Source organism: Kitasatospora sp. NPDC057198, from assembly GCF_042670125.1.
In the GTDB taxonomy this organism is placed as follows: domain Bacteria; phylum Actinomycetota; class Actinomycetes; order Streptomycetales; family Streptomycetaceae; genus Kitasatospora.
Genome location: NZ_JBHUWH010000286.1, coordinates 1 through 10,343 on the forward strand (window position 1 = coordinate 1; position 10,343 = coordinate 10,343).

The following is a 10,343-nucleotide window of genomic DNA, read 5'->3' on the forward strand; positions in this document are numbered from 1 at the left end:
CTCCCGGGGCGGGCCTCTTCGCGCGTGCGCGGCTTCCTCAGCCGAGCAGTTCGGCGACCACCGGCGCCAGCGCGCGGAACGCCTGGCCGCGGTGGCTGATCGCGTTCTTCTCCTCGGCGCTCAGCTCGGCGCAGGTGCGGCTCTCGCCGAGCGGCTGCAGGACGGGGTCGTAGCCGAAGCCGTTCGTCCCGGCGGGCTCGGTGCGCAGGGTGCCGTGCAGCCGGCCCTCGACCACCCGCTCGGTGCCGTCCGGCAGCGCGAGCGCGGCGGCGCAGGCGAACGAGGCGGCCCGGTGCTCGGCGGCGATGTCGCCGAGCTGGGCCAGCAGCAGGTCCAGGTTGGCCTTGTCGTCGCCGTGCCGCCCGGCCCACCGGGCGGAGAAGATCCCGGGCGCCCCGCCCAGCACGTCCACGCACAGCCCGGAGTCGTCGGCGACGGCCGGCAGCCCGGTCGCCCTCGCCAGCGCGTGCGCCTTGAGCAGCGCGTTCTCGGCGAAGGTGACCCCGGTCTCCGGCACGTCCGGCACCTCGGGGAAGGCGTCCGCGCCGACCAGTTCGACGTCCAGTCCGGCCGCGCCGAGGATGTCGCGCAGCTCGGCGACCTTGTGCTGGTTGCGGGTGGCGAGAACGAGTCGCTTGGTCATGCCGCCCAGCCTAGGGCCTCGCCCGGCCTCAGCCGGTGCACACCTTGCTGACCCGGGCCGCGGCGCTGCCCAGCGGAGCGAGGTCGGGCACCTGGTGGCCGTCCACGGCCTTCTGCGCGTTGTCGATCTGGGCCTGCAGGTCGTCGATCGCCTTGCCCAGCTCGGCGTCGCCGGAGTTGCGCCCGAGCTTGTCCATGTCGCCCTTGAGGTTCTGCAGCGCCTGCCCGGCGGCGGCCGGGTCCTGGTCGGCGTTGTTGAACGCCTCGCCGAGCTGGGCCACGTGCGAGGTGATCTGCACCGCGGTGTTGGCGCAGCTGAGCGCCTTCTCCGCGGCGGAGCAGCTGATCACGCTCAGCGGCAGGATCAGCACCAGCGCCGCGACGGCGAGCGCGGTGGTGCGGTTGATGCTCAGCGGCTGCTGCATCGGCGAGTCCTCCAGGAGGGTGTGCGGGCTCACCCCGAACGTTAAGGCCAGGCCCGCGTGCCTGTACAGCACTCCTGGTCCCGCCCACCCTTCCTGACGGCCGTTCAGCCCACCGCGGTTCCCTACAGCTCCAGGGCCTTGCGCTGGACCTCGTCCAGCTCGGCGCAGCCCAGGCTGCCGAGGTCGAGCAGCTGGTTGAGCAGGTCGCGGTCGAAGGGGGCGCCCTCGGCGGTGCCCTGGACCTCCACGAAGCGGCCGTCGGAGGTGCAGACGATGTTCATGTCGGTCTCGGCCCGGACGTCCTCCTCGTACTGGAGGTCGAGCATCGGGACGCCGTCGATGATGCCGACGCTGACCGCGCTGACGCCGCCGGTGATCGGCTGGCCCTTGGCACGCAGCAGCTTGCGCCCGCGCGCCCAGGAGACCGCGTCGACCAGGGCGACGTACGCGCCGGTGATCGCCGCGGTGCGGGTGCCGCCGTCGGCCTGCAGGACGTCGCAGTCCAGCACGATGGTGTTCTCGGCGAGCGCGCGGTGGTCGACCACGGCGCGCAGCGAGCGGCCGATCAGCCGGCTGATCTCGTGGGTGCGGCCGCCGATCTTGCCGCGGACGGACTCGCGGTCGCCGCGGGTGTTGGTGGCCCGGGGCAGCATGGCGTACTCGGCGGTGACCCAGCCCTCGCCGCTGCCCTTGCGCCAGCGCGGGACGCCCTCGGTGACGCTGGCGGTGCACAGCACCTTGGTGTCGCCGTAGGAGACCAGGACGGAGCCTTCGGCGTGCTTGCTCCAGTTCCGTTCGATGGTGACGGGGCGGAGCTGGTCGGGGGTGCGGCCGTCGATGCGAGACATGTCCCCGAGCGTATCGGGTCGCCGCCCGGCCCCCGGCGGGGGCGCACGCGCGACGGCCCGCCCGGGGCCGGTGGTCTCCGGCGGGCGGGCCGTGCGGGGTGGAGCGGGCCTGCGGGGAGGCTCAGCTCACATCATGTCCTCGATCTCGGCGGCGATCGGGTCGGCGTCGGTGCCGATGACGACCTGGATGGCCGTGCCCATCTTCACCACACCGTGGGCGCCGGCCGCCTTGAGCGCCGCCTCGTCGACCTTGGAGGCGTCGTGGACCTCGGTGCGCAGCCGGGTGATGCAGCCCTCGACCTCGTCGATGTTCTCGATTCCGCCGAGACCGGCGACGATCTTCTCAGCCTTGCTGGCCATGGTCTTTCTCCCTCTGTCTCGGCGCTTCGGCGGTCGGTCGCCGGGTGCCGTACTGCGTGTGCGGTGGTGCCGGCCGGAGGTGACCCGGGATCAGTTTGCCGCGTCTTCCGACGGCGCGACCAGCATCACCCGATTCCGACCGATATGCCACGTTAGTTCACTTTTGGGCTATCTCCGCGCGCGGCCCCCTCCGGGACCGCCGGAGGATGACGATCATCGGGCACTCGAACCCGCGGACCGCCACTGCCCCGGAAATGGTCTACACCAATCCTAGGTGTATCCGGGACAACGCGGGACGGTCCGCCGGTATTCCTGGCCCCACGCACGGATGGACCCCCAGCGGGGGACGGGAACGGCAGCGGAGGGCCGACGATGAGTTCACCAGGCGCCACGGCGCACCAGTCCACGTGGTGGCACACCTTCTACGGCGGCCTGCAGAAGATGGGCCGCAGCCTCCAGCTGCCGGTGGCCGTCCTGCCCGCGGCGGGCATCCTGAACCGCCTCGGCCAGCCCGACATCTTCGGCGCCGACGGCCTCGGCTGGGACAACGTCGCCACCGCCATCGGCGCCGCCGGCGGCGCGCTGCTCAACTCCTCGCTGGGCCTGCCGCTGCTGTTCTGCATCGGCGTCGCGATCGGCATGGCCAAGAAGGCCGACGGCTCGACGGCCCTCGCCGCGGTGGCCGGCTTCCTGGTCTACTACGCCGTCCTGCAGGCGTTCCCCGAGGACTGCCCGGCACCCACCGTGCTCAAGGGCAACCAGTGCATCGACTTCAACGGCGGCAAGGCGGCCAACACCGTCTACCAGAACCCCGGCGTCCTGGGCGGCATCCTGATGGGCCTCTTCTCGGCCTGGCTGTGGGTGCGCTTCCACCGGGTCAGGCTGGTCGACTGGCTGGGCTTCTTCAACGGCCGCCGCCTGGTCCCGATGATCACCGCCCTGGTCGGCCTGCTGTTCGGCTCGCTGATGGCCTGGGTCTGGAAGCCGATCGGCACCGGCATGAACGACTTCTCCCAGTGGCTGGCCGACCTGGGCGCCGGCGGTTCCGGCATCTTCGGCGTCGCCAACCGCGCCCTGCTGCTGATCGGCATGCACCAGTTGCTGAACACCTTCCTCTGGTTCCAGTTCGGCTCCTTCACCAAGCCGGACGGCACGGTCGTCAACGGTGACATCAACCGCTTCCTGGCGGGCGACCCGACGGCCGGCCAGTTCACCTCCGGCTTCTTCCCGATCATGATGTTCGCGCTGCCCGCCGCGGCGATGGCCATCGCCGCGGCCGCCAAACCGCACCGGCGCAAGGAGATCTACGGCCTGATGCTCTCGGTCGCGCTGACCTCCTTCGTCACCGGCGTCACCGAGCCCATCGAGTACTCCTTCGCCTACGTGGCCCCGCTGCTGTACGCCGTCCACGCCCTGCTCACCGGCGCCTCGATGGCGATCACCTGGGGGCTCGGCGTCCACGACGGCTTCAGTTTCTCGGCCGGCCTGCTCGACTACGTCATCAACTGGAACCTGGCCACGAAACCGTGGCTGATCATCCCGATCGGCCTGTGCTTCGCGGTGGTCTACTACGTCCTGTTCCGCTTCATCATCGTCAAGTTCGACCTCAAGACCCCGGGTCGCGAGGACGACGACGAGGTCGAGGACGTGACCAAGGCCTGAGTCCGACTCAGCGGCCGCGGCGCCCCGGCGGGATCCCCTCCCGCCGGGGCGCACTTTTGTTTCCGGACGGTCCAAAAGGAGTGGCGCCCCGGTCGATTGATCCGGCGTCAATCCGTCCCAGGTTTCGATTCCGCAGCGCTTGTCCCCCGCGAACCTTAAGAGGGTTCCGGAGCCCGTTCGGCCCGTGCTAGAAAGCTGAACGAGACCTTAAGTGGTCTAGACCAGGACCGCGCTGCCGTGAGGAACCACCGCTATGAGTACGACCGCGCAGAACTCCCGGCCCGCGGCGGCACCCGGCGGACGGGAACTGCGCTCCCGGATCTTCGCGGCGCTCCAGAAGATCGGCCGCAGCCTCCAGCTGCCGATCGCCGTGCTGCCCGCCGCCGGCATCCTGCTGCGGCTCGGACGGGAGGACGTCTTCGGCGACCAGGGCCTCGGCTGGGACAGGGTGGCCAGGGTCTTCTCCGCCTCCGGCCACGCCGTCTTCGACTGGATGCCGCTGCTGTTCTGCGTGGGCATCGCCATCGGCTACGCCAAGAAGTCCGACGGCTCCACCGCGCTCGCCGCCCTGGTCGGCTTCCTCACCTACCACCAGGTGCTCACCGCCTTCCCGAAGACCGCGTACCAGGCGCTGCCCGGCCCGGACGTCGAGGCCACCTACCAGGACCCGGGGGTGCTCGGCGGCGTGGTGGTCGGGCTGCTCTCGGCCGTCCTGTGGCAGCGGCTGCACCGGGCCCGGCTGGTCGACTGGCTGGGCTTCTTCAACGGGCGGCGGCTGGTGCCGATCGTGATGGCCTTCGTCGGCACCGCGCTGGGCGTCCTGTTCGGCCTGTGCTGGGGCCCGATCGGCCACCTCGTCGACCGCTTCAGCGAGTGGGCGATCGGCCTGGGCGCGGTCGGCTCCGGCATCTTCGGCCTGATCAACCGGGCCCTGCTGCCGTTCGGCCTGCACCAGTTCGCCAACACCTTCTTCTGGCAGCAGGCCGGCACGTACACCGTCGGCGCGCAGGAGTTCCACGGCGACCAGACCCGCTTCTTCCAGCACGACCTCGCGGCCGGCCAGTTCATGTCCGGCTTCTTCCCGATCATGATGTTCGGCCTGCCCGCCGCCGCCCTCGCCATCGCCCACTGCGCCCGCCCGGAGCGCCGCCGGGCCGTCCTGGGCATGATGTTCTCGCTGGCCCTGACCTCCTTCGTCACCGGCATCACCGAGCCGATCGAGTTCTCCTTCCTGTTCATCGCCCCCGTCCTGTACGCCCTGCACGCCGTGCTCACCGGCCTGTCCATGGCCCTCACCTGGGCGCTGGGGGTGCACCACGGCTTCACCTTCTCCGCGGGCGCCATCGACTACGTGCTGAACTGGAACCTGGCCACCGAACCCTGGCGGATCGTCCCGATCGGGCTGTGCTTCGCGGCGGTCTACTACACGCTCTTCCGGTTCGTCATCCTGCGCTTCGACCTGAAGACGCCCGGCCGCGGGGACGACGACGGCTTCGAGGACGGGTAGCCCGCGAGGCCCGCGCCGGGCTCAGATCCAGCCCAGCCGGGCCGCGTGCACGCCCGCCTGGAAGCGCGACTGCGCGCCCAGCGCCGCGGTCAGGTCGGCGACCAGCCGGCGCACCGTGCGGTCGGAGATCTCCAGCTTGCGGCCGATCGCCTGGTCGGTGAGCCCGGCCGCGAGCAGCCGCAGCACCTCGCGGTGGCGGTCGTCGGGGGTGGTGCGGCCGAGCAGCTCCGGCGGGATCCAGCTGGCCGCCCAGAAGTGCTCGAAGAGTTCGCGGACGACGCCGACCACCGCCGGGTCGCGGACCACCACCGCCGCGCTGCCCGGCGGCTCCCCCGGCGCGGGCAGCACGGCCAGGCCCGCGTCGACCACGATCAGCCACAGCGGCAGGGTGTGCGCGACCCGGATGTGCGCGCCGGCCTCGGTCAGCGCCTGGACGTGGGCCAGCACCGGGCCCTGGTGCAGGGCGGCGGCGGGGTAGATGGTGCGCAGCGCGACCCGGTGGGCCAGCGCGATCCGCTCGCGGGCGAGCTTCTCGGCCAGGCCGCTCTCGGACTGGTCCTGGCCGGGCCGCAGCGACAGCGCCTCGGTGCGGGCGGCCCGGGCGGCGTCCTCCAGCAGCGCGGCGACCCGGTCGGCGCCGCGGACCAGCTCGTGGGCGGTGCCGGTGCGCAGCGGCAGGTAGTGGGCGTGCAGCCGCTCGACCCGGTCCCGGGTGCGGCGGGCCTCGCCGAGCAGCTCGGTGAAGCGGCGGTCGGAGTCGGCCAGCAGCTGGCGCACGGCGGTGTCGATCGAGACGGCGGCCACCCCGCTGACCGTGGCGGCCGTCCGCTGGAGCAGCCCGAGGCCGCGCAGCTCCCCCAGTGCCTGATCGAACTCCCGTTCCTCGCAGCCGAGTTCGTCGCGCAGGGAGTCCAGCGGCAGGCCGGGTTCGGCGAGCAGCCGGGCGTACAGGGCGGTGCTGGTCTCCACCCTTCGGGAGCCTAGGGCCGCAGCCGGTGGGCGGACCGCGTTTTCCAGCATGCGAGACGGGAGCGCCGGTCGCGGCCATGGCCTGATCCGGCGCGGCCGGGGGGCTTCGCGGGGCGGTCGGGGGTCTGGAGGATGGACGGCATGGCGATTCCCGAGTCTTCCGTGATCTGGTTCGACGGCGCGCTGGTGCCCTGGCAGGAGGCCCGGGTCCACGTGCTGACGCACGCGCTGCACTACGGCACCGGCGTGCTGGAGGGCACCCGGGTGTTCGAGACGGCCGACGGGCCCGCGGTGTTCCGGCTGGACGAGCACCTGGCCCGGCTGGAGCGCAGCGCCCGCATGCTGCGGATCGAACTCCCTTACAGCCGCGATGAGTTGGCGCGGGCGACGGTGGAGCTGGTGGCGGCCAACGGCCACCGCTCCTGCTACCTGCGGCACCTGGCCTTCCTGGGCTACGGCACGATGGGGCTGGACATGCGGCACTCCCCCACCAGCGTGTCGATCGCCTCCTGGGAGTGGCCGGCCTACCTGGCGACGGAGCGCGGGCTGCGGCTGATGACCAGCAGTTGGCGGCGCACCGACCCCAACTCCGTCCCCCCGGCGGCGAAGGCCACCGGCCCGTACCTCAACTCGGCGCTGGCCCGGCGGGAGGCGAGCGACGCGGGCTACGACGAGGCGCTGCTGCTCGCCCCGGACGGCACGGTCAGCGAGTGCAGTTCGGAGAACGTGTTCGCGGTCCGCGACGGCGTGCTGCGCACTCCCCCGGGCAGCGCGGGCGCCCTGGAGGGCATCACCCAGGACACCCTGCTGACGCTGGCCCGGGACTTGGGCGTCGAGGTGCGGGTGGAGAACCTGCTGCGCTCGGACCTGTACGCGGCGGACGAGGTGTTCGTCTCCGGCACGGCGGCCGGGGTGGTGCCGGTGGCCTCCCTGGACAACCGCGAACTCCCCTCCTCGGAGGGCGAGTTGACCAAGCGGCTGGGCGAGGCGTACCGGGCCGCGGTGAGCGGTGCGGACGCCCGCTACCGGCACTGGCTGACGCCGGTTCAGAGCTCGTAGACGGCTCCGGCCCGAGCCAGTTCGACCGGTCCGGCGAAGACCGCGGCGGCGTCCCGGCGGTTGCGCTCGGCGTCGGTCCACGGCGGGATGTGGGTGAGCACCAGGCGGGCGGCGCCGGCCGCGGCCGCGTGCTCGCCGGCCTGGGTGCCGTTGAGGTGGATGGAGTCGAAGGTCTCCTTGCCGTCCGTGTAGGCCGCCTCGCACAGGAACAGGTCGGTGCCGCGGGCGAGTTCGACCAGGTCGGGGCAGACGCCGGTGTCCCCGGAGTAGACCAGGCTGCGGCCGCCGGCCTCGATCCGGAAGCCGTACGCCTCGCAGTCCAGGTGGTTGACCCGGACGGCGGTGACGGTGAACGGGCCGAGCCCCAGCCGGGCGCCGCCGCCGAGGTCGCGGAAGTCGAACACCTCGGTCATCCCGGGCTTCTCCGGCATGTCGTAGGCGCGGGCCAGCCGCTCGGCCGTCCCGGCCGGGCCGTACACCGGCAGCGGCTCGGGGCAGCCCTCGACCCGGTAGTTGCGGGCCACCCAGTACGCGCACAGGTCGACGCAGTGGTCGGCGTGCAGGTGGCTGAGCAGGACGGCGTCCACGTCGTACAGGCCGGCGTACTTCTGCAGCGCGCCGAGCGCGCCGTTGCCGAGGTCGACGACCAGGCGGTAGCCGTCGTGCTCCACCAGGTAGCTGGAGCACGGGGAGTCCACGGACGGGAAGCTCCCCGAGCACCCCACCACGGTCAGTTTCATGCCGAGCCCTTCCCGCCCCGTCGGGCCATCGTCCGCGGCCGTCCGCGCCGCCGGTGGAGCGGGGCGGGGTTCTTCGACTCCGTCGGTTCTTTGACTGTCGAGGGTAAGGGCCGGGCGGCACTTTGCCCCCTCTCCCGTGCCGGGCTGTGGGCGGAATCACCAGGACGGGGCGGGGGCGTTCGAACGGCGTGCCGGGCGGGCCTAGCGGCGGCCGGGACGGGCCAGCGCCCAGGCCCGGATGGTCTCCGGGTACCAGCGGGGGTGGCCGGCCGGGTCGACCAGGTCGGGGGCGGGCAGCAGTCCGTGCCGCTTGTAGTTGCGCACGGTCTCGGTCTGCACGTTGATGTGCAGGCCGATCTCGACGTAGGACCAGAGCTCTCGGCCGGGCATCGCGCCCACCTCCAGGACGACGGCGTACCAGTGGTGCGCCGCCAGCCTGGCGGGGCGGCCGGCCCCGGCCGGGGCGCGACCGGCGCGCGGTGGCGGTTCCGTGACGAACCGGTCGTCCGGAACGGACAAATGCCGTGATGTCACAGCGGATCGATGATCGGACAAGCGGACGGCGCGGCCCCCGGAAGGGGTGCCGCGCCGTGGATCCCGCCGTTCGCTCAGGCCCAGAGCTGGCCCTGCAGCGCCTCGACCGCCGCCTCGGTGGTCTCGGCGGTGTAGATGCCGGTGGAGAGGTACTTCCAGCCGCCGTCGGCGACCACGAACACCACGTCCGCCCGCTCGCCGGCCCTGGCGGCCTTGCGGGCCACGCCGATCGCGGCGTGCGCGACCGCGCCGGTGGAGACGCCCGCGAAGATGCCCTCCTGCTGGAGGAGTTCGCGGGTGCGGGTGACGGCGTCGGCCGAGCCGACCGAGAAGCGGGTGGTGAGCACCTCGGCGTCGTACAGCTCGGGGACGAAGCCCTCGTCCAGGTTGCGCAGGCCGTAGACCAGGTCGTCGTAGCGGGGCTCGGCGGCGACGATCTGCACGCCCGGGACCTTCTCGCGCAGGTACCGGCCGATGCCCATCAGGGTGCCGGTGGTGCCCAGGCCCGCCACGAAGTGGGTGATGGTGGGCAGGTCGGCGAGGATCTCCGGGCCGGTGGTGGCGTAGTGCGCGCCGGCGTTGTCCGGGTTGCCGTACTGGTAGAGCATCACCCAGTCGGGGTGCTCGGCGGCGATCTCCTTGGCGATCCGCACCGCGGTGTTGGAGCCGCCGGCGGCGGGCGAGGAGATGATCTCCGCGCCCCACATCCGGAGCAGCTCGCGGCGCTCCTCGCTGGTGTTCTCCGGCATCACGCAGACCATCCGGTAGCCCTTGAGCTTGGCCGCCATGGCGAGCGAGATGCCGGTGTTGCCGCTGGTGGGCTCCAGGACGGTGCAGCCGGGGGTGAGCCGGCCCTCCGCCTCGGCGCGCTCGATCATGCGCAGCGCCGGGCGGTCCTTGATCGAGCCGGTCGGGTTGCGGTCCTCCAGCTTGGCCCAGAGCGTGACCCGGCCGTCCTCGTTCCCGGGAATGCCGGCCGAGAGCCTCGGCAGCCGCACCAGGGGCGTGTTGCCGATGGCCTCGATCGGGCTGTCGTAGCGCATTACTTCATACCGCCGGCCACGGCCGGGAGGATGGTGACGCTGTCGCCGTCGGTGAGGGCGGTGGAGATGCCGTCCAGGAAGCGGACGTCCTCGTCGTTCAGGTAGACGTTGACGAAGCGGCGCAGCTCGCCGCCGTCCAGCAGCCGGGCGGCGATGCCGGGGTGGCGGGAGTCGAGGTCGGTGAAGAGCTCCCCGAGGTCGGCGCCGCTGCCGTCGACGGCCTTGGCGCCGTCGGTGTAGGTACGGAGGATGGTCGGGATGCGGACCTCGATGGCCATGGCTGCGCTCCTGTGGAGTGGGGTTCGGGTGCCGGGCCGGACGGGGCGCGGCAGGGGGGAGGCCCCGGGCGTCGGGGCGGTGCTGGCGGTGCTGTCTGGGCTTGCCGGTCGGTGCCGCCGGTCAGTGCGCGGCGGTGCCGGGACAGATCGCGCTGGCGAGCCGGCACAGGTCGACGTGCAGGCGCGCCACGAGGCGGGTGCCTGGGGCCTGATTGCTCACATCGACGGAACGCATGGACTCATCGTATAGATTCCCGCCCCCGCTTTGACATGCTT

General features: G+C 72.3%; 13 protein-coding genes. 3 read left to right on the forward strand and 10 right to left on the reverse strand.

Annotation, left to right across the window (positions count from 1 at the left end; translation table 11 throughout):
- Positions 1-37 precede the first annotated feature (37 nt).
- From rdgB to ACFUEL_RS26765, 4 genes are all read right to left on the reverse strand, one after another.
- On the reverse strand, positions 38-643 hold the full coding sequence (rdgB, locus tag ACFUEL_RS26750) for an RdgB/HAM1 family non-canonical purine NTP pyrophosphatase (RefSeq protein WP_380239317.1): 606 nt from the start codon (positions 641-643) through the stop codon (positions 38-40).
- 28 nt (positions 644-671) lie between these two features.
- A complete protein-coding gene (locus tag ACFUEL_RS26755; RefSeq protein WP_380239318.1) occupies positions 672-1,067 on the reverse strand; it encodes a hypothetical protein in 396 nt (131 codons plus the stop codon).
- A gap of 122 nt (positions 1,068-1,189) precedes the next feature.
- A complete protein-coding gene (gene rph, locus ACFUEL_RS26760) occupies positions 1,190-1,915 on the reverse strand; it encodes a ribonuclease PH (RefSeq protein WP_380239319.1) in 726 nt (241 codons plus the stop codon).
- Positions 1,916-2,041: 126 nt separating this feature from the next.
- Positions 2,042-2,275 (reverse strand): glucose PTS transporter subunit EIIB, encoded by a 234-nt coding sequence (locus tag ACFUEL_RS26765; protein WP_014135942.1) that lies wholly within the window; start codon positions 2,273-2,275, stop codon positions 2,042-2,044.
- Between the two features lie 372 nt (positions 2,276-2,647).
- Here ACFUEL_RS26765 and ACFUEL_RS26770 point away from each other — a divergent pair, with 372 nt between their 5' ends.
- Positions 2,648-3,937 carry a PTS transporter subunit EIIC gene (locus ACFUEL_RS26770; RefSeq protein WP_380239320.1) on the forward strand — a complete coding sequence of 430 codons (1,290 nt, stop codon included), beginning with the start codon at positions 2,648-2,650 and terminating at the stop codon, positions 3,935-3,937.
- A 253-nt stretch (positions 3,938-4,190) separates the two neighbouring features.
- Positions 4,191-5,444, forward strand: a complete 1,254-nt coding sequence (locus ACFUEL_RS26775) for a PTS transporter subunit EIIC (protein ID WP_380239321.1) — start codon at positions 4,191-4,193, stop codon at positions 5,442-5,444.
- 21 nt (positions 5,445-5,465) lie between these two features.
- Here the strand turns inward: ACFUEL_RS26775 and ACFUEL_RS26780 are convergent, their stop codons facing one another.
- Positions 5,466-6,413, reverse strand: coding sequence for a LuxR C-terminal-related transcriptional regulator (locus ACFUEL_RS26780; RefSeq protein ID WP_380239322.1), 948 nt, complete (start codon positions 6,411-6,413; stop codon positions 5,466-5,468).
- Positions 6,414-6,554: 141 nt separating this feature from the next.
- On the opposite strand from ACFUEL_RS26780, the gene ACFUEL_RS26785 reads away from it, so the two are divergent.
- Complete coding sequence (locus tag ACFUEL_RS26785) at positions 6,555-7,472, forward strand: branched-chain amino acid transaminase (protein ID WP_380239323.1); 918 nt, start codon at positions 6,555-6,557, stop codon at positions 7,470-7,472.
- On the opposite strand, the gene ACFUEL_RS26790 is transcribed toward ACFUEL_RS26785, so the two are convergent.
- From ACFUEL_RS26790 to ACFUEL_RS26810, 5 genes are all read right to left on the reverse strand, one after another.
- Positions 7,460-8,212: an MBL fold metallo-hydrolase gene (locus ACFUEL_RS26790; protein ID WP_380239324.1), complete on the reverse strand. Its 753-nt coding sequence runs from the start codon at positions 8,210-8,212 to the stop codon at positions 7,460-7,462. The two genes, ACFUEL_RS26785 and ACFUEL_RS26790, sit on opposite strands and share 13 nt — an antisense overlap.
- 201 nt (positions 8,213-8,413) lie before the next feature.
- Positions 8,414-8,731, reverse strand: coding sequence for a MarR family transcriptional regulator (locus ACFUEL_RS26795; protein WP_380239325.1), 318 nt, complete (start codon positions 8,729-8,731; stop codon positions 8,414-8,416).
- An 89-nt stretch (positions 8,732-8,820) separates the two neighbouring features.
- Positions 8,821-9,789 carry a PLP-dependent cysteine synthase family protein gene (locus ACFUEL_RS26800; RefSeq protein ID WP_380239326.1) on the reverse strand — a complete coding sequence of 323 codons (969 nt, stop codon included), beginning with the start codon at positions 9,787-9,789 and terminating at the stop codon, positions 8,821-8,823.
- Positions 9,789-10,067, reverse strand: coding sequence for a MoaD/ThiS family protein (locus tag ACFUEL_RS26805; protein WP_380239327.1), 279 nt, complete (start codon positions 10,065-10,067; stop codon positions 9,789-9,791). Before ACFUEL_RS26805 ends, ACFUEL_RS26800 begins: the two co-directional genes overlap by 1 nt.
- Before the next feature lie 121 nt (positions 10,068-10,188).
- On the reverse strand, positions 10,189-10,302 hold the full coding sequence (locus tag ACFUEL_RS26810) for a putative leader peptide (protein WP_318552237.1): 114 nt from the start codon (positions 10,300-10,302) through the stop codon (positions 10,189-10,191).
- Between the last annotated feature and the right edge of the window lie 41 nt (positions 10,303-10,343).